The sequence below is a fragment of the Pseudomonas anatoliensis genome (assembly GCF_017976235.1).
Taxonomy (GTDB): domain Bacteria; phylum Pseudomonadota; class Gammaproteobacteria; order Pseudomonadales; family Pseudomonadaceae; genus Aquipseudomonas; species Aquipseudomonas anatoliensis.
On sequence record NZ_JACVHC010000001.1, the window covers coordinates 542,640 to 559,326 of the forward strand.

Sequence of the window (16,687 nt, forward strand, 5' to 3'; positions counted from 1 at the left end):
TTGTTTCATGGGCGAAAAAAGATCGCAGCCTGCGGCAGCTCCTACAGGAAAACGCATTCCAACGTAGGAGCTGTCGAAGGCTGCGATCTTTTGATCTTCAAGATCCTCAGCGCTCAGTCTCGCGGTCAAAATCCTCCAGCACTTCCTCCGAATGCTTAGCCTTGGTCTTCAACTCACTGACGATCACCGCCGCCACAATCAACCCGGCCCCCACCAGAGCAATCGCCGGCAAACGCTCGCCAGCAAGCCGCCCGACAATCCCTGCCCATACCGGCTCACCGGCATAGATCAGTGTCGCCCGCGTCGGCGAAACACTCTTCTGCGCCCAGTTCATCGCTACCTGAATGGCCGCACTCGCCGCGCCCAGGCCCAAAGCCGTTGCGAGCAGCAGCCAGGAAAAGTCCGGAAGCGCTTCGCCAGTCGGCACCACCATCAAGAATGACAACACCGAGGTCGTTGCCAGTTGCACCACGGTCACCCGGCGCACATCCACTTGGCCGGCGTAGGTGCTGATCAGAATGATTTCGGCGGCAATGGCTACGGCGCTGATCAGTGTAGCGATTTCACCGGGGCTGAAATTCAGCGAGGCTCCGGACGGCCCCGACAACAGCATCAATCCGGTAAACGCCAGCATGATGCCAATGCTCGGCATCAACCCCGGTCGTCGCCCCAGCACCAGCCATTGCAGCAGCGGCACGAATGGCACATACAGCGCGGTAATAAACGCCGACTGACTGCTCGCAATCGTCTGCAACCCGACCGTCTGCAGGCCGTAACCGAGCATGATTGCGACGCCAATGAAGGCGCCGGCCTTGAGTTCGAACAGGGTCAGCTCACGCAGGTGCCGCCACGAAAAAAGCGCGACGATGGCCGCAGCGGCGGCAAAGCGCAGGCCGACGAAGAACATCGGGCCGCTGACGGTCATCGCATGCTGCACCAGCAAAAAGGTGCCGCCCCAGATCATGGTGATCACCACCAGCACGCACTCGGCCTTGCTGAAGCGGGAGAAACGAGGGGAGGTGTCGGGACGATTCACTGACGTCATGTCCTTGCGCGCGGGAGAAAGAGCGACGCACAATGCGCCAAATGTTGCGCAGTATACTGCCCAACCCCACCGAGTGAGCAATATAGTGCACAAACATTCCAGCCAACGCGCCTCCGTCCTGCAACACGTCAGCCAGAACGTCCGGCGCCTGCGGCACGCTGCCGACATGAGCCAGACTGCGCTGGCGGAAAAATCCGGAGTCAGTCGGCGGATGCTGGTGGCGATCGAGGCGGGCGAAAAGAACGTCAGCCTGACCACCCTCGACCGCGTCGCCGAAGCACTCGACGTTGCCTTCAGCGATTTGATCCAGGCCCCCGACGCGCGCGATCCGAGCCGCATCAACGAAGTGGCGTGGGCCGGGAGCATCCCCGGCAGCAAAGCCGTGTTGCTGTCGAAAGCCACCGCAACCCGCGAAGTCGAACAATGGGAATGGTGCCTGCAACCGGGCGAGGTCTATCCGTCGCAACCGGACGCCGATGGCTGGAGTGAACAGATTTATGTGTTCGAGGGTTGCCTGACCTTGATGCTCGGCGATCATGCGCAGCAGATCAGCACGGGGGAGTTCTTCATGTTTGCCAGTAATCAGCCCCACGCTTATCGCAATGATGGGGATGTGGCGGCGCGGTTTGTGCGCAATGTGGTGATTTGAATGAACCAGCACGCAGACATTCTGATTATCGGCGGTGGCCTCAGCGGCACGATGCTGGCGGTGCAGTTGTTGCGTCGGCCAGGCCAGCGCAGGATTCTGGTCATCGAGCCGCGCGCGGAACTCGGCCGTGGCGAGGCCTACAGTGCAGTCGAGTTGGGCCACACGCTCAATGGCAATGCGGCGCGGATGAGCGTCGATCCGGATAACCCGGATGACCTGACGCAATGGCTGGCCGAGCACATCGCTGCGGGCGGCTGGCCCGAGTCTGCCGAGCAGCAGGTTCCGGTCAGTGAACTGTTCCCGCCGCGCGGATTGTTCGGCGTTTATGTGCAGCAGCGTTTAGCCGAAGCACGCAATGTTGGTGCGCAGATGGGATCGACCGTCGAGCACATCTGCGCAGAAGCCGTCGACCTGCAAATCAATAAGGATTCGGTGCAGCTCACCTTAAGCGATGGCCAGCAATTGCGTGGCACATACGCAGTGCTCGCCACCGGCATGTTCCCCGCCGCACGCACGCCGCAGAAGCAATCCAGCGGTCTAAATGCTGCCGCGCTGGATCCTTGGGATGTATCGGCCATGCGCCAGCTCGATGCGCAATCGAGCGTGCTGATCATCGGTTCCGGCCTGACCATGGTCGATGCGGTGGTGTCGCTGGAGCAGGCTGGGCATCGTGGGCCGATCGAAGTGTTTTCCCGTCATGGCTTGCTGCCTCATGTGCGTCGACAACCGCCGGCGTGGGTGGACTTCCTTGCTGAAGACCATGGCATTCGTTCCCCCCGACAGTTATTGCGCGAGCTGCGACGGCATTGTCGCGACGCCATCGCACAAGGTATCGACTGGCAAGCGCCGCTGGACACGGTGCGAGCACACATCGGCCGACTGTGGAGCCAGGCGACTGACGTGCAGCGTCGACAATTCGTACGTCATGTGCGGCCTTGGTGGGAAAGCCATCACCATCGTTCGCCACCGCTGAGTGCGCAGTTGGTTGAGCGTCTGCATAGCGAAGGGCGGTTGCGGATTCACGCGGCTTCGTTCAAGGGCCTTGAGCCTTGCGCGCAGGGTGGTGTGAGTATTCGCATTCGTCGGCGGGGTGAAGCGCAAACCTGCGTGGTACATGGCGCCGCGCTGATCAATTCCAGCGGTATCGAATATGACTGGCGTCGAGTGGCGCGACCGTTGCCACAGCACTTGCTGGCGCGGGGATTGGTGCAGCCGGGTCCATTGGCGTTAGGGATTGCTGCTGCAACTGATGGAGCCGTTGTGAACGATCAAGGGCAAGCTTCGAATCGCTTGTTCGCGATCGGGCCGCCATTGCGCGGGATGTGGTGGGAGAGTACGGCGGTGACGGATGTGGCGCTGCAGGCGAAGGCGCTGGCGGCGCGGTTGACGGATTGAGAGGGCCTGCGGGGTTGAGGGTGTACGTTCGGCCGTCATCGCTGGAAAGCCAGCTCCCACAGGGTCTTGCGTTGAGCACAAGATCTTTGCCCAACACAAACTCCTGTAGGAGCTGCGGCACGCTGCGATCTTTTGATTTTGACCTCTAAAAACAAGATCAAAAGATCGCAGCGTGCCGCAGCTCCTACAGGGGGCTTGTGTGGCTGAACCTTACGCCACCACTCGATAGCACGGCACATACGCCGCGCCGCCCGGCAGTTTCATCCGGTGCTGGGCGACGAAGGCTTTGAGCAGTGCGTCGAGCGGTTGCATGATCGCGGCGTCACCGCGGATCTGGTAAGGGCCGTGTTCCTCGATCAGGCGAATGCCCTTGTCCTTGACGTTACCGGCCACGATCCCGGAGAACGCCCGGCGCAGGTTGGCCGCGAGTTCATGGGGTGGCTGGTCGCGGTGCAGTTTCAGGTTGGCCATGTTTTCGTGGGTCGGATCGAACGGACGCTGGAAACCCTCATCGATCTTCAGCAGCCAGTTGAAGTGGAACGCGTCGTTACGCTCGCGGCGGAACTGCTTCACGGCTTTCAGGCCCTGGGTCATCTGGCGCGCGACTTCAGTCGGGTCGTCGATGATGATTTCGTAGTGCTGCTTGGCCGCTTCACCGAGGGTCGCGATGACGAACGCGTCGAGTTGCTCCAGATACGGCGCAGCATGTTTCGGCCCGGTCAGGATGACCGGGAACGGCAGGCCCTCGTTGTCCGGATGCATGAGAATGCCCAGCAGATAGAGGAACTCTTCCGCCGTACCGGCACCGCCCGGGAAGATGATGATGCCGTGGCCGACACGCACGAACGCTTCCAGACGTTTTTCGATGTCCGGCAGGATCACCAACTCATTGACGATCGGGTTTGGCGCTTCGGCAGCGATGATGCCCGGCTCGGTCAGACCGAGGTAGCGACCGCCGTGAATACGCTGTTTGGCGTGGGCGATGGTCGCACCTTTCATCGGGCCCTTCATCACGCCGGGGCCGCAGCCGGTGCAGATGTCGAGGCTGCGCAGGCCCAGTTCGTGGCCGACTTTCTTGGTGTATTTGTATTCTTCGGTGTTGATCGAGTGACCGCCCCAGCACACGACGATTTTCGGCTCGACACCCGGGCGCAGGGTGCGGGCGTTGCGCAGCAGATGAAAGACGTAGTCGCTGATGCCTTGGGAAGTGCTGAGATCGATGCGTTGGCTGTCGAGTTCGTTTTCGGTGTAGACGATGTCACGCAGGGCGCTGAACAGCATTTCCCGGGTGCTGGCGATCATTTCGCCATCGACGAAGGCATCGGCCGGAGCGTTCAGCAGCTCGAGGCGCACACCGCGATCCTGCTGGTGAATGCGGATTTCGAAGTCCTTGTAGGCTTCAAGAATGGTCTTGGCATTATCGACATGAGCGCCGGTGTTGAGGATGGCCAGGGCGCACTGGCGGAACAGGGTGTAGGTGCTGCCGGATCCGGCTTCGCTCAGTTGCTGCACTTCACGTTGAGAAAGGGTTTCCAGGCTGCCTTTGGGGCTGACCGAAGCATTGATTACGTGTCGTTGGGTCATGCAATGATCCTTAAAACGATGTCATCCCAAAACCAGGCGGATGGCATCCGAATAGTGTGTATCCATGAATGAAGATGGCACGATCTGCGCTATACCGCCATGTCCCCGTTGGACGATGAAAAGATGAAAAGGGCCCCCAGCATAGCTAAATCCATCGCAGAGGCGATAATGCGCGGGCCCGTTTTTCTGTTGCACCTTTTTTTCTCGCTCAAGGAAGTCATTTGTGATGTTCGAGATTCAGCCGATGGACGCCGCCACTTTTCGCCAGCAGACCCGCCGCAGCACGCTGATCATCGCCGTGCTGTTCCTGGTGCTGGCGATGTTGTTTTCGACGGCGGCGGTGGCGCTGTTCGGCGAGCCTGACGGCGATAACCTGCGATTCAATGTCGGCGGGGTGTTTCTGGCGTTCTTGCTGACGGGGGCGTTGTTGCGCGGGCGTTTCTGGAATCAGAGCTGGATGGCGCCGGCGGTGTATGGCTGGCGGCTCAAGCGCAATTTGATGAGCGTCACCAATGTGATGCATCAGGTGACGGCGGCCGTGGAAAAGAATGACCCGATCGCGATGAAAGTATTGCGCTTCTATCACCAGGGGCTGACGCAGATGCATGAACTGGATGGCAACTCCAGCGATCATGCGCAGTTGCATCGCGAAGTCGAGCAGCACAAGGAGCGGATGCAAGCGCTGGGGCTCGATGTCGACCAGCCACGCCTTGATCCGGCGTGGCTGGAGGCCCTGAAACCTGCGTCGCGTTAAAACGGAATACGGCTGGCTCGGCGCAGTTTCCACGAGCGGATCAATCGCCCGTACACCAGCAGGTTGATCATCAGCACCACACTGCCCAGCACCAGTTGGATCTGCGGTGTGAGCCCGGCCGGATAGATGATCGGCCAGATGTAATGTTCGATGAAACCGCCGGCGTACTCGGTTTGCCCGGCGGCGTGGCGCATCAGGTTTTCCCAGTAGGTCAGGGGGCAGGTCAGGTGCAACACCTCGACCGCGAAGCCCCACGCGGCGGCCGGCAAGTGCAGCCACATCAGCCGCGGCCACTTGAGCACCAGCAATCCGCCGAACAGCACGAATAGAATGAACAGCAAATGAAACAGCACCAGCCCGTCGGCTGCAATTCGGTACAGCATGTCGTCTCCCTGACGCATTTGTGAGGGGGTCCATGGTACGCCAGTGGCGCCTCACGGACGGCGCGATTTATCGCAATTGCTATGCTTTATCGGTGATCAATTACTTCTGAAAGCGAGGCGGACATGGCAACTGATAAAACGCATCTGGATGATGAGGATGAGCCATCAGAAGAAGAGGTCGAACAACAGAAGAGGAGAGAGGAGCAGACCTGGAAACATGACGACAGCAGAGAGCTGTCGGATCGGGATCAGGAACGCCCGCTAAAACCTTGAACGATGAATAGCAAAAGCCCCGAATCAACGGGGCTTTGACGTTTCAAAGGTCTTCCAACTGCTTGAAATCGGGGTGTGCCGCCCGATAACCCAGGGTTCGGTCGATCCAGGCGCTCAGCTCGTTGACCATCACCGGAGCATGGCCGGGATAACCCTCAAGGGTGGTGCGCAGGATACGTTCAATGTCAGGGACTGAACTCAGGTTTCGGGTCTTGATGTAATGGCCGATAAAACATTCGAGTTGAAAGCGTTCTGTCGTGGACAGATGAATACACTCCAGGCCACTGACCTGTTTGATTGCAAAATCGTCGCGCAACTTATTTCTCTGCAAGGCTTGTAAAAGTTATGGGGAATCCTGGCTTCTTGACTCTTTGGTCAACTGGTATACCAAACGGAAATGCGGCGCGCATGCTATCCGTAGCGAATGTAAATGTATGTATGACGATTGAAATGTCAGACAAGCGGTTAGTTCGCTCAAACGACTGTTTTATTAACGTTTGTCTCAAGATTGAAACACCATTTGTAAAGCCTGTGCGCCACCTGTAGGAGCCGTCGAAGGCTGCGATCTTTTGATCTGGAAAAGCAAAAGATCGCAGCCTTCGGCAACTCCTACATAAGAGAACGTGTGGCGCTGGCAAATTTTCAGGCCACTTCAGCGATCAGTTTGGGGCCTTGATTGCGTGAGTTGCCGACGGCTTTGTCGACTTTGTGCCACTCAAACGCCGCCGCGTCTTCACCTTCGAACAGCAGCATCTGCTCGGCACGTTGCACGGGCGTCGCGGGGTCGAGCCATTCGCGCGCCATTTCAGCGTTGAGCACCACTGGCCGACGGTCGTGAATATCGAGCATGCCGCCCTTGCTGTCGGCCGTGATGATGACGAAGCCATCGTCGTCCCGAGCGTCCGCACCCGGTGTCGGAAATTGCCCAATGGCGGCGCAGAAAACTGGCCCATTGTCCACCCGACGAATCAGCCATGGTTGTCGGGTTTTGTCCTCGGCATCGACCCATTCGAACCAGTTATCGACCGGTACGATCAAGCGGTGACGCCAGATCGCGCGGAAAAACGGCCCGTGCGCGACTTTCTCCACCCGCGCATTGATCGGTGCGGCGCGATCCTTTGCCCAGTGCGGACGCCAGCCCCAGCGCAGGTTGTCCGCGTACACGCGTTGTTCGTATTGATGCAGGACCGCCAGCGCGGTGGTCGGCGCGGCGTTGTAGCGAGCCAGCGGCGCATCGCCGACATGATTGATCAGCGCATCGGGAATGCTCAGCACTGCGACGAAATCGTGAATGCCCCGGTACTGCGAGAGTCTTCCGCACATCGGCTGAATCTCCTGTAGGAAATATCAGCTTAGTTGACCTCGTTTAAGCAGGCACTGGCGCACTGAGCGAGCGCCGGAACCAAACCCTGTGTACCTTATCCAACCTCGGCTCGCGAAGCCGAGCGCAGGGATGGGATAAGGGCGAGGGAGTTTTGCCAATCGACAACATGAACGCAGTGGTCGGGCGCAAGGCAAAACATGACATCCGGATTCAAACTTTTTTGTGCAGCGGTCATCGCCCTGGTGCTGACTGGCTGCATTGCCGCGCCCATTGAAATGACCGCGCAAACCGAATCCCGGCTGAAGGATCAAGCGCCCGTGCGTTTTCTGCTGACGTTCGATGACGGCCCCAGCGCCTCGAGTTTCTGGAATCCATCAGCGACGGTGCTCGACAGCCTCAAGGACAACCCGGTGCAGCCGGGCATCAAAGCGCTATTTTTCGTCCAGACGCGTGCGCCCCGGGCTGGTAACAGCGAAATCGGTCGCGGCATCATGCGGCGCGAGTTTGAAGAGGGGCATGTCCTCGGTTTTCATACAGCGACCCATTGGCACACCAACCATCGGTTGCTCGACCCGCAGGAACTCAACGAATCGCTGATCAACGGCTCTGCTGACATTGCCGCCATCACCGGAGCGCCGCCGAAGTTGCTGCGACCGCCGTTCTGGAATTACGACAAACGCACCTTCGCCGCTTATCAGCAGCATGACTTGCGCGTGTTGCTCACGGATCTGAGTGCCAATGACGGCAAGATCTGGGGCTTCAATGCCAGCCCGCGCCGAAGGGCGAACATGGTGCAGCAGCTATCGCAGGTGCGTGAGCGCATCGCCCTCGGTGAGTTTCCCGCTGTGGATGGGGTGATTCCGGTGGTGGTGACCTTTCATGATCTCAACCGCTATACCGCGCGGCATATGCGCGAATATCTGCAAATCCTGCTCGACAGCGCCGCAGCCACCGGCGTGAGATTGGCGCAAAAGCCGTTTTATGACGATCACGCTCAATTGGAGAAGGCTGCGCTGGCACGTACAGTCCAGCAGAGCTCTGAGTCGGTGCAGTTGCCGGGCATATGGAATTGGATCTGGGATCACGACGCTCACTGACGGGACGCATGAAAAGTGTGATCGGGTTGGCGTTTATCGGGGGAGCGGGGCAGTCATCGGCCATCTATGCTCTACGGATCGATCGATTCAACGCCTGCGAGGCGCCCAGCCATGCTTGCCATTGCCGACATTTGCCGCATTGTTGAATCCGGCTTTCCCACGTTTAAATGCGACTGCATTTCAACGCCTCAGGGGCTGCTGCAAATCAAAGTCTATGAACCCGGCAGCGGACGCGTCGAGTTACTGCTCAATGGCGTCTCCCCGGAACATCTCGTCACGATCCGCGACATTTCCAACTTTATCGGCGAATTGCGTACAGAAATGAGTGCCGGCCGCAGGGCCTTCGCCGGTTGATGTTTATAAACGCCGTTGAAACGCCCGAACGATGTGCAACGTAGCCTCGCTGGTATTCAGATTGTGCACCGCGTCTAACGGAAACCAGATGCAATCGGTAATTTCGTTCTGCGGGCGCAGCTGTTCAATGTTTAGCACCGAAGCCTCATAGACATGATGTCGGGTTCCGCCGTATTGCAGTTCCATCAGGTAAAGCACTTCATCGGCATTCAGTCCGGTTTCTTCCTGCAATTCGCGCACGGCAGCGTCCGCCCGGGTTTCTCCAGATTCAACTTTGCCGCCAGGCAAATTCCAGCGGCACCTGGGTTTGCGCACCAGGAGGATATGTCGATCCTGTTCGCAAATGACGGTTGCACGTACTTTCATCGGTTACCTGTTACCGCTGTCACAAAAAAGAAATAAAACTGCAATATTCGAGCCGGGCCTTTGGATAAAGGTTCCTTTGACGTTGGAGCGTCGAGTATTGAGAGAAGTGCCAAATGCTGGGCAGGATTGCGTGGGCGAGCGGATACAGAAAACGCGAAACGCGTGTTTAGGGGCGCGAGGCGAGAAGACGGGTTGTAAAAAACAGCCCCGGCTGACGCCAGGGCTTTGGTTTGCAGCGGTACAGTTAGCGTCAGTGGACTTTGGTACGACTGATTGCCCGTGCCTTCACTTCCCTGGCATACAACTGCAGCCGCTCTTCATCGCTTTGCAAGACCTCACAGGACCTCAGTACTGACTGCGCGTCAGCCTCGTTGCCAGACTTGCGCAACTGCTCGGCGATGCGTTTCAGATCGACTGCCGACCAGCGCAGATCCGACGCAACGCTTTGCAGGTCGCGTTGCAGTTCGTGTTCATATTCGTTGAGCCGCATGATCACCTCCGGAACATTCTCGGTAAAAAAGAGTAGTCGCATTTTTCGCCCGTCGCGCGTGGTTTGTCTGTGATCTGCTGAATGGGTGTAAAAAATTGTCCAATCTCCACAGCGGGCGCGATGCCACGATGGATGTGTTGTCTGTTAGGCGGTACATTCACTTTTTTAGCAAAAGGAAACATCATGCGGATATGGATCGGGGGGCTGGCGTTGGCCGTGTTGGCAGGGTGCTCGTTGCCGACATCGTTGGTGCCGGGTGAGCCCAATGTCAGAAAGACCAGCAGCAAGGCGCCCAAAGACTATGCCGCGTGCGTATTACCGTTGTGGCAGAAGGATGTTGCGAAAACCTCGCAGACATCGATCTCCAACGGTTACCGCATCACCGCACCGAGCATCATCACGGCTGACGAGATCCTCGAAATCGTCAAATACAAGGACGGCAGCAGCGTGTCCTTGTACCAGGGCCCGCCTTGGGCCAAGTCCGGGTCGCTACGCCAATCTGTGCGTGATTGCCTGTAGCGATTGTCGGGTGCAAAAAAAGCAGAAACCGCTTTAACGGTTTCTGCTTTTTTTTCGCCTGTTGGTAGTTAAAAAGGGCGCTTGGTCTGAAATGTCGGTCATTGTTCTGGGGGCTTGCAACGCGATGGCGGTTCGGCGAAATGAGCTGTGACAGTTGCTCGCGAGGATTTTTTTAGCGTGCGCTAGGCTTTGGAGTGCCGGCCGAAAATCAGGCCGACATGTCTTTCAAGGAGCCACGGATCATGGATGATCTGGTCAAAGAAGTTATTCCGCTGTTGCAGTATCTGATTCCCGGTTTTCTATCAACGTGGATTTTTTATTCGCTTACAGCGTTCAGGCGGCCGGATACGTTTGGCCAGATTGTGCAGGCGTTGATTTTCACGTTTGTGATTCATGGGGCGGTTGCAGGAATTGGTGTGGCCTGTTTGTGGGTGGGTGCAAAGGGATTTTCTGTAGGAAAGTGGAATGGAGAGGCTGAGGCAGTGTGGGCATTCTTTTCTTCGGTGCTGCTTGGGCTGCTGGCCTGTCGTTTGGCCACCAATGACAAGTTGCATGGATGGTTGCGCAATAGAAACGTAACGAAACAATCTTCCTACCCAAGCGAATGGTTCAGCGCATTCGTTCAAAATGACCGCTTCATCACTTTGCATTTGACCGACGAAAGGCGCGTGCTTGGCTGGCCGGTTGAGTGGCCGCCTGAGTCAGCCAATGGGCAGTTTGTGATGCAGGATCCGCATTGGCTCGACGAAGATGGCAAATCGGTGCCTTTTGGTGCCGAATTTTTGCTGATAGATTCGGCGAAAGTTAAATGGGTTGAATTCAACCCGGCATTAGAGGGTTCATCATGACCGCCAGAGCACCACAACCCATGCCAAAGGAGTACGAGCGCCTTTTCAGGGGGGCAGACGGAAAACCACTGGCGGAACCACTGATCAAAGGGCCGAGCGCGCCACCACCCCTGAAGCGCCAGCCATCCTTGGAAACCTGATGACTGCCCGGCAGTCATCGTGATGCTTCAAAGCGTCTCCACCAACCAATCCCGAAACGCCTTCAGCGACGGCAGCGCTTCATTACGCGGTGGGTACACCAGGTAATAGCTGCGCCGACTGATAATCGGCTCTCCCAGTTGCAGCAACTCTCCATTCAGCAGTTCGTCCTCGACCAGAATCCGCGGCACCAGGCCAACGCCAATATTCGCCCGCACCGCCTGAATCAAATGCGCAGTCATTTCGAAACTCGGGCCGATGCGCATACTGCGATGCGGCAAGTCGTGCTGGCTGAACCATTCTGTCCACGCTTGAGCATTATTGCTGACGTTGAGTAGCAATTGCCCGGCGATGTGTTGCCCGGCGTCGTTGCGCTCGGCGGCGGACAGCTGCGTACTGGCGATGACTACCAGTTCCTCGGTGTGCAGGGGCAGGGCGTTCAGCCCTGGCCAGTCGCCGCCGCCCACACAAATCGCCGCGTCGATTTCACTGGTATCAAAGTCGATGGCTTCGATGCGTGAGTGCAAGTGCACGGTCATACCCGGATGTGCGGTGTAGAAATCCTTGAGTCGCGGCAACAGCCATTTCGAGCCGAAGGTCGGCAGCGTCGCCAGCCGCAGACTGTGGATGCCCGAACCAAATGCCATGGCCTGCAAAGTGGCGCTGCGGATCTGCCCGAGTGCTTCGGCGAGTTCGCGTTGATACATGCGCCCGACGTCGGTCAGGACTACTTGCCGGCCTTCGCGGCTGAACAGACGCATGCCGAGCATCTTCTCGAGGATTTGCACCTGACGGCTGACCGCACTTTGCGTCAGCGACAGTTCATGGGCGGCGCGGGTGTAACTTTCGTGGCGCGCGGCAGCCTCGAAAGCCAGCAGTAACGACATGGAAGGGGTGAGCGTGCGCGGATTCATTCGTAAAAGTCATTGATAGTGGGTCGAATTTACGGTTGTCCCAGCGTTCGTCAGCAATGAATATGGGCAACATGAGATGGCGGAGCCTGACGCAATCATTCGTTGCGTACAACTGTTCACCGCCACACGGCCCGATTTTTACCGAGATGTCCTGACCGATGATTGCCCAGCTGTCGCCCGTAACCGCGCAAACCTCCAATTACCAGCAGTTCCTCAATGCGCTGAAGGCCAGCGGTTTTCGTGGTGAAATCAGCGCCGACTACGCCAGTCGCGTGGTGCTGGCCACTGACAATTCTATCTATCAGCGCTTGCCGCAAGCAGCAGTGTTCCCCATGGACGCTGAGGACGTGGCCAAGGTCGCGCGGCTGATTGCCGACCCTGTTTACCAACATGTGGTAATCACGCCGCGCGGCGGTGGTACCGGCACCAATGGCCAGTCGTTGACCGACGGTATCGTTGTCGACTTGTCGCGGCACATGAACCGTATTCTGGAAATCAACGTCGAGCAGCGTTGGGTGCGCGTGCAGGCCGGGGTGGTCAAGGATCAACTCAACGCCGCGCTGAAATCAGCCGGGCTGTTTTTCGCCCCGGAGTTGTCGACCTCCAACCGCGCCACCGTCGGCGGCATGATCAACACCGACGCCAGCGGCCAAGGCAGTTGCACCTACGGCAAGACCCGCGATCACGTGCTCGAACTCGATATGATCCTGCGCGGCGGCGAGCGTCTGCACGGTCTGCCGCTTGCGGAGAGTGAACTCCAGGCACAGTGCGCCCGCGAGGATCGGGTTGGCGAAGTCTATCGTTGTGCGCGGCAGATCATTGATGAGCAGGGTGCGCTGATCAAGGCGCGCTTTCCCGATCTCAACCGCTGCCTGACCGGTTACGACCTGGCGCACCTGCGCGAGGCGGACAATCGCTTCAACCTCAACAGCGTGCTGTGTGGCGCCGAAGGTTCGCTTGGCTTTGTGGTTGAGGCGAAGTTGAACGTGTTGCCGATCCCCAAACATACGATGCTGGTGAACATTCGCTACGCCGGGTTTATGGACGCGTTGCGCGATGCCCGGGCGCTGATGGCGCTTAAGCCGCTGTCGATTGAAACCGTCGACTCGAAAGTGTTGTTGCTGGCGATGCAGGACATTGTCTGGCATGGCGTTGCCGAGTATTTCCCACAGAGCCCCGAACGGCCGACGCTGGGGATCAACCTCGTGGAATTCTGCGGTGACGATGCCGAGGATCTGCAGCGCCGTGTCGAGATGTTCGTTGAGCACTTGAGCAACGATCTTACCGTTGAGCGTCTGGGCCACACGCTGGCGGTAGGTCATGCCGCGGTGAACAAGGTTTACGGCATGCGCAAACGCGCCGTGGGCTTGCTTGGCAACGTTGCGGGTGAAGCGCGGCCGCAGCCGTTTGTCGAGGACACGGCCGTTCCTCCGCAGCATCTGGCCGAGTACATCGCCGAGTTGCGTGATCTGCTCGACAGCCATGGTTTGCAGTACGGCATGTTCGGTCATGTCGATGCCGGTGTGCTGCACGTGCGGCCGATTCTCGACATGAAAGACCCGCAACAAGCGACGCTGGTGCGGCCGGTGTCCGATGGCGTCGCCGCATTGACTCAACGCTACGGCGGCCTGCTGTGGGGCGAGCACGGCAAGGGCCTGCGCTCGGAATATGCGCCGGCGTTTTTCGGTGAGCTGTACCCGGCGCTGCAAGCGCTGAAGGCCGCGTTCGACCCGTTCAACCAATTCAATCCGGGCAAAATCGCTACGGCGGCCAACACTGGCGCTGAGCTGCTGAAGATCGATGAAGTGACCTTGCGTGGCGAACTGGATCGACAGATCGACGAGAAAGTCTGGCAGGACTACGGTGCAGCGATGCACTGCAATGGCAACGGCGCTTGTTACAACTTCGATCCTGATGACGCGATGTGCCCGTCGTGGAAAGCCACCCGTGAGCGCGCGCAATCGCCCAAGGGCCGGGCGTCGTTGATCCGCGAATGGCTGCGATTGCAGGGCGAGGCCGAGGTTGATGTGCTGTCGGAGGCCGTTCGCCGACCCGCGTTTTTCAGCACTTTTTGGCGGCGCTGGCGCAACAGCCGCGCGCAAACGCCAGACTTCTCCCATGAGGTCTACGATGCCATGGCCGGTTGTCTGGCGTGCAAATCCTGCGCAGGCCAATGCCCGGTGAAGGTCAACGTGCCGGAGTTTCGCTCGCGATTCCTGGAGTTGTATCACAGCCGTTATCTGCGTCCGGCGCGGGATTATCTGATCGCTTCGCTGGAATACAGCATCCCCTATATGGCGCGGATTCCGGCGCTGTACAACGGTTTGATGGGCGCGTTGGTGGTTCGACAACTGCTGGAACGCCTGGGCGGCATGGTGGATGTGCCGTTGCTCAGCCGTTTCGATTTCCACGCAGCGATGCGCCGTTGGCAGGTGCAGCCGGCGACGGTGCCGACCTTGTCTGCGCTGACTAAGGCGCAACGCGAGCGCAGCGTGGTGCTGGTGCAGGACGCGTTTACCCGGTACTTCGAAGCGCCATTGTTGGCGGATCTGGTCGAGCTGATTTCGCGGCTTGGCTATCAGGTCTATCTGGCGCCGTTCAGTGCCAACGGCAAGCCGCTGCACGTGCAGGGCTTTCTGACGGCCTTCAATCGTGCGGCGTTGCGCAATGCGCGGCAGTTGCGCGAACTGGCGGATGTTGGTGTGCCGCTGGTGGGACTGGACCCGGCCATGACCCTGGTTTATCGCCAGGAATATCAGAAAGTCCCCGGTATGCAGGCATGTCCGCAAGTCGCGCTGCTGCAGGAATGGCTGCTCAATGTGATGCCGGAGCAGGCACCCCAAGGCAACGCCGAGACCTTCCGTCTGCTGGCGCATTGCACGGAAAAAACCAATGCACCGGCCGCGACCCGGCAGTGGGAGCAAGTGTTCGAACGAGCGGGATTAAAACTGACCACGCAGGCTACGGGGTGCTGCGGCATGTCCGGGACATACGGCCACGAAGCACGCAACCGCGACACGTCGGCAGTGATCTACGAACAATCGTGGGCGCGCCAGATCGACACGCCGGAGCAGGAGGGCGAAGCGCTGGCCACCGGATATTCGTGCCGCAGCCAGGTCAAGCGCCAGTCGGATCGGGCTGTGCGCCATCCGTTGCAGGTGCTGCTTGCGGGGCTGCGTCGCTGAGCGGTTCGTCGTCCGGCGCGTTGTCCCAGATCAGTCGCGGGTCGAAGCTCATCGCCGAGAGCATGGTGAGCACCACGACCATGCCGAAAAACAGGATGCCCATACGCGGTTCGATATCGCCCAGCGCCTGGAATTTCACCAGCGCCGCGACCAGGGCAACCACCAGTACGTCGAGCATCGACCAATAGCCGATCAACTCGACAAATCGAAACAGCTTCGAGCGCTCCCGACGCGCCCAGCCACTGTCACGCTGCACGGTGATCAGCAGCAGCGTCAGGGCGCCGAACTTGACGCCCGGCACGGCAATACTGGCGATGAAGATGATCAGCGCGATGTCCCACGCGCCGTGCTGCCAGAACTCCAGCACGCCGCTCATGATCGTGCTGTCGGCGCCGCTGCCCAGCATCGTGGTGTTCATCACCGGCAGCAAGTTGGCCGGCACGTAAAACACCAGTGCGGCAATCAGATAGGCCCAGGTACGGGTGAGCGAATTGGTTTTGCGCCGGTGCAGCGGGGCATCACAGCGCGGGCACTCATGGGGTTCGTCGGTCATGTCGCAGGCCAGGCCGCAACTGTGGCACAGGCACAGGTTGAGCTCGCTGGCGGTCGCCGGTCGCTTCATAAGATGTCCCAGAGTTCACGGATGTCTCGGCCGGCAATGCGGATCATCATCAGGCTCAGCACGGCCAGGGCGAACAGGCCGATACCGGGCAGCACATCAAGCATCCCGGCCAGTTTGAACACGGCGACCATCGCTCCGAGCAAACACACTTCCAGCATGCTCCACGGGCGCAGCGTTTCCAGCCAGCGCATACAGACCTTGAAGCCTGGCGCGCGTCGGGATGAAAGGGCGAAACTCAGCACCCAGATCAGCAGCACCAACTGAAACGCCGGGGCAATAATGATCGAAATTGCGGCCACCATCGCCATGAACGTGATCGGCCCCTGGTTCAGGGCGAGCACCGAATCCCACAGTGTCGCGCTATTTTTCAGGCCTTTGAGGCTGATGCTCATCACCGGATAGAAATTGGCGAACAGCCACAGCATCGCCGCCGTGAACGTCAGGGCCAGACGCTGCTCAACGGTCAGTCCGTTGAAGCGCTCGAGTACCCCGCCGCAGCGTACGCATAGGGATTTCTGATGTTTGCCGAGCACGGCTTTTTCATACACGCAATCGCAGTGCTCGCAGATGATCAGTTGTTCGGGGGCGATCATGAAAAGCGCTCGAGTCAGGGACCTGATCACTATAGACGCTCATCCAGCGGGATCTGCCGGTTTTTGACAATCGAAAAACCTCGAACGGTGCTGCTCACTGATTTTCAGACCTGAAATACAAAAAATGCAGGAGTGAGCCTGCTCACGATAGCGC

General features: G+C 58.8%; 19 protein-coding genes. 9 read left to right on the plus strand and 10 right to left on the minus strand.

Going from position 1 to position 16,687, the window contains the following annotated elements:
• Positions 1–106 precede the first annotated feature (106 nt).
• Positions 107–1,045, minus strand: coding sequence for a DMT family transporter (locus ICA16_RS02430; protein WP_210699844.1), 939 nt, complete (start codon positions 1,043–1,045; stop codon positions 107–109).
• An 85-nt stretch (positions 1,046–1,130) separates the two neighbouring features.
• On the opposite strand from ICA16_RS02430, the gene ICA16_RS02435 reads away from it, so the two are divergent.
• Together ICA16_RS02435 and ICA16_RS02440 are read left to right on the plus strand one after the other, a co-directional pair.
• A complete protein-coding gene (locus tag ICA16_RS02435; protein WP_210699845.1) occupies positions 1,131–1,694 on the plus strand; it encodes a helix-turn-helix domain-containing protein in 564 nt (187 codons plus the stop codon).
• Entirely contained in the window at positions 1,695–3,089 is a 1,395-nt protein-coding gene (locus ICA16_RS02440) for an FAD/NAD(P)-binding protein (RefSeq protein WP_210699846.1), read from the plus strand.
• 210 nt (positions 3,090–3,299) lie between these two features.
• Here the strand turns inward: ICA16_RS02440 and ppnN are convergent, their stop codons facing one another.
• On the minus strand, positions 3,300–4,673 hold the full coding sequence (ppnN, locus tag ICA16_RS02445) for a nucleotide 5'-monophosphate nucleosidase PpnN (protein ID WP_042559566.1): 1,374 nt from the start codon (positions 4,671–4,673) through the stop codon (positions 3,300–3,302).
• Between the two features lie 226 nt (positions 4,674–4,899).
• Here ppnN and ICA16_RS02450 point away from each other — a divergent pair, with 226 nt between their 5' ends.
• Positions 4,900–5,427 (plus strand): DUF3087 domain-containing protein, encoded by a 528-nt coding sequence (locus ICA16_RS02450; RefSeq protein ID WP_150615355.1) that lies wholly within the window; start codon positions 4,900–4,902, stop codon positions 5,425–5,427.
• On the opposite strand, the gene ICA16_RS02455 is transcribed toward ICA16_RS02450, so the two are convergent.
• Positions 5,424–5,810, minus strand: coding sequence for a DUF2784 domain-containing protein (locus tag ICA16_RS02455; protein ID WP_210699847.1), 387 nt, complete (start codon positions 5,808–5,810; stop codon positions 5,424–5,426). The genes ICA16_RS02450 and ICA16_RS02455 overlap by 4 nt on opposite strands.
• 123 nt (positions 5,811–5,933) lie before the next feature.
• Here ICA16_RS02455 and ICA16_RS02460 point away from each other — a divergent pair, with 123 nt between their 5' ends.
• Positions 5,934–6,083 carry a hypothetical protein gene (locus tag ICA16_RS02460; RefSeq protein WP_191626427.1) on the plus strand — a complete coding sequence of 50 codons (150 nt, stop codon included), beginning with the start codon at positions 5,934–5,936 and terminating at the stop codon, positions 6,081–6,083.
• Between the two features lie 43 nt (positions 6,084–6,126).
• On the opposite strand, the gene ICA16_RS02465 is transcribed toward ICA16_RS02460, so the two are convergent.
• Positions 6,127–6,399 (minus strand): hypothetical protein, encoded by a 273-nt coding sequence (locus tag ICA16_RS02465; RefSeq protein ID WP_210552948.1) that lies wholly within the window; start codon positions 6,397–6,399, stop codon positions 6,127–6,129.
• A gap of 326 nt (positions 6,400–6,725) precedes the next feature.
• On the minus strand, positions 6,726–7,406 hold the full coding sequence (locus ICA16_RS02470) for an SOS response-associated peptidase (RefSeq protein WP_210699848.1): 681 nt from the start codon (positions 7,404–7,406) through the stop codon (positions 6,726–6,728).
• 198 nt (positions 7,407–7,604) lie between these two features.
• Between ICA16_RS02470 and ICA16_RS02475 the strand changes: the two genes are divergently transcribed.
• Both ICA16_RS02475 and ICA16_RS02480 read left to right on the plus strand, forming a co-directional pair.
• Positions 7,605–8,504 carry a polysaccharide deacetylase family protein gene (locus tag ICA16_RS02475; protein ID WP_210699849.1) on the plus strand — a complete coding sequence of 300 codons (900 nt, stop codon included), beginning with the start codon at positions 7,605–7,607 and terminating at the stop codon, positions 8,502–8,504.
• Between the two features lie 111 nt (positions 8,505–8,615).
• Positions 8,616–8,858 (plus strand): DUF1652 domain-containing protein, encoded by a 243-nt coding sequence (locus tag ICA16_RS02480; RefSeq protein ID WP_150615360.1) that lies wholly within the window; start codon positions 8,616–8,618, stop codon positions 8,856–8,858.
• Positions 8,859–8,861: 3 nt separating this feature from the next.
• Here the strand turns inward: ICA16_RS02480 and ICA16_RS02485 are convergent, their stop codons facing one another.
• Together ICA16_RS02485 and ICA16_RS02490 are read right to left on the minus strand one after the other, a co-directional pair.
• Positions 8,862–9,224, minus strand: coding sequence for an NUDIX hydrolase (locus tag ICA16_RS02485; RefSeq protein ID WP_150615361.1), 363 nt, complete (start codon positions 9,222–9,224; stop codon positions 8,862–8,864).
• Positions 9,225–9,474: 250 nt separating this feature from the next.
• Entirely contained in the window at positions 9,475–9,714 is a 240-nt protein-coding gene (locus ICA16_RS02490; RefSeq protein ID WP_007910805.1) for a hypothetical protein, read from the minus strand.
• Between the two features lie 183 nt (positions 9,715–9,897).
• Between ICA16_RS02490 and ICA16_RS02495 the strand changes: the two genes are divergently transcribed.
• Both ICA16_RS02495 and ICA16_RS02500 read left to right on the plus strand, forming a co-directional pair.
• Positions 9,898–10,233, plus strand: coding sequence for a hypothetical protein (locus ICA16_RS02495; RefSeq protein ID WP_150602794.1), 336 nt, complete (start codon positions 9,898–9,900; stop codon positions 10,231–10,233).
• Between the two features lie 242 nt (positions 10,234–10,475).
• Positions 10,476–11,081, plus strand: a complete 606-nt coding sequence (locus ICA16_RS02500; protein WP_210699850.1) for a DUF6338 family protein — start codon at positions 10,476–10,478, stop codon at positions 11,079–11,081.
• Positions 11,082–11,248: 167 nt separating this feature from the next.
• On the opposite strand, the gene ICA16_RS02505 is transcribed toward ICA16_RS02500, so the two are convergent.
• Positions 11,249–12,133 carry a LysR substrate-binding domain-containing protein gene (locus ICA16_RS02505; protein WP_210699851.1) on the minus strand — a complete coding sequence of 295 codons (885 nt, stop codon included), beginning with the start codon at positions 12,131–12,133 and terminating at the stop codon, positions 11,249–11,251.
• A 158-nt stretch (positions 12,134–12,291) separates the two neighbouring features.
• Between ICA16_RS02505 and ydiJ the strand changes: the two genes are divergently transcribed.
• A complete protein-coding gene (gene ydiJ, locus ICA16_RS02510; protein ID WP_210699852.1) occupies positions 12,292–15,318 on the plus strand; it encodes a D-2-hydroxyglutarate dehydrogenase YdiJ in 3,027 nt (1,008 codons plus the stop codon).
• Here the strand turns inward: ydiJ and ICA16_RS02515 are convergent.
• Together ICA16_RS02515 and ICA16_RS02520 are read right to left on the minus strand one after the other, a co-directional pair.
• Positions 15,251–15,940 carry a paraquat-inducible protein A gene (locus ICA16_RS02515; protein WP_150615365.1) on the minus strand — a complete coding sequence of 230 codons (690 nt, stop codon included), beginning with the start codon at positions 15,938–15,940 and terminating at the stop codon, positions 15,251–15,253. The two genes, ydiJ and ICA16_RS02515, sit on opposite strands and share 68 nt — an antisense overlap.
• On the minus strand, positions 15,937–16,533 hold the full coding sequence (locus ICA16_RS02520; protein ID WP_150615366.1) for a paraquat-inducible protein A: 597 nt from the start codon (positions 16,531–16,533) through the stop codon (positions 15,937–15,939). The genes ICA16_RS02515 and ICA16_RS02520 overlap by 4 nt, the downstream gene beginning before the upstream one ends.
• Between the last annotated feature and the right edge of the window lie 154 nt (positions 16,534–16,687).

Bases quoted from the DNA above. Each gene is read 5' to 3' on its own strand.
- ICA16_RS02485 (WP_150615361.1), bottom strand. From the start codon at position 9,224: ATGAAAGTACGTGCAACCGTCATTTGCGAACAGGATCGACATATCCTC.
- ICA16_RS02440 (WP_210699846.1), top strand. From the start codon at position 1,695: ATGAACCAGCACGCAGACATTCTGATTATCGGCGGTGGCCTCAGCGGC.
- ICA16_RS02475 (WP_210699849.1), top strand. From the start codon at position 7,605: ATGACATCCGGATTCAAACTTTTTTGTGCAGCGGTCATCGCCCTGGTG.
- ICA16_RS02490 (WP_007910805.1), bottom strand. From the start codon at position 9,714: ATGCGGCTCAACGAATATGAACACGAACTGCAACGCGACCTGCAAAGC.
- ICA16_RS02455 (WP_210699847.1), bottom strand. From the start codon at position 5,810: ATGCTGTACCGAATTGCAGCCGACGGGCTGGTGCTGTTTCATTTGCTG.
- ydiJ (WP_210699852.1), top strand. From the start codon at position 12,292: ATGATTGCCCAGCTGTCGCCCGTAACCGCGCAAACCTCCAATTACCAG.
- ppnN (WP_042559566.1), bottom strand. From the start codon at position 4,673: ATGACCCAACGACACGTAATCAATGCTTCGGTCAGCCCCAAAGGCAGC.
- ICA16_RS02470 (WP_210699848.1), bottom strand. From the start codon at position 7,406: ATGTGCGGAAGACTCTCGCAGTACCGGGGCATTCACGATTTCGTCGCA.
- ICA16_RS02430 (WP_210699844.1), bottom strand. From the start codon at position 1,045: ATGACGTCAGTGAATCGTCCCGACACCTCCCCTCGTTTCTCCCGCTTC.
- ICA16_RS02480 (WP_150615360.1), top strand. From the start codon at position 8,616: ATGCTTGCCATTGCCGACATTTGCCGCATTGTTGAATCCGGCTTTCCC.
- ICA16_RS02460 (WP_191626427.1), top strand. From the start codon at position 5,934: ATGGCAACTGATAAAACGCATCTGGATGATGAGGATGAGCCATCAGAA.
- ICA16_RS02495 (WP_150602794.1), top strand. From the start codon at position 9,898: ATGCGGATATGGATCGGGGGGCTGGCGTTGGCCGTGTTGGCAGGGTGC.
- ICA16_RS02505 (WP_210699851.1), bottom strand. From the start codon at position 12,133: ATGAATCCGCGCACGCTCACCCCTTCCATGTCGTTACTGCTGGCTTTC.
- ICA16_RS02500 (WP_210699850.1), top strand. From the start codon at position 10,476: ATGGATGATCTGGTCAAAGAAGTTATTCCGCTGTTGCAGTATCTGATT.
- ICA16_RS02515 (WP_150615365.1), bottom strand. From the start codon at position 15,940: ATGAAGCGACCGGCGACCGCCAGCGAGCTCAACCTGTGCCTGTGCCAC.
- ICA16_RS02450 (WP_150615355.1), top strand. From the start codon at position 4,900: ATGTTCGAGATTCAGCCGATGGACGCCGCCACTTTTCGCCAGCAGACC.
- ICA16_RS02520 (WP_150615366.1), bottom strand. From the start codon at position 16,533: ATGATCGCCCCCGAACAACTGATCATCTGCGAGCACTGCGATTGCGTG.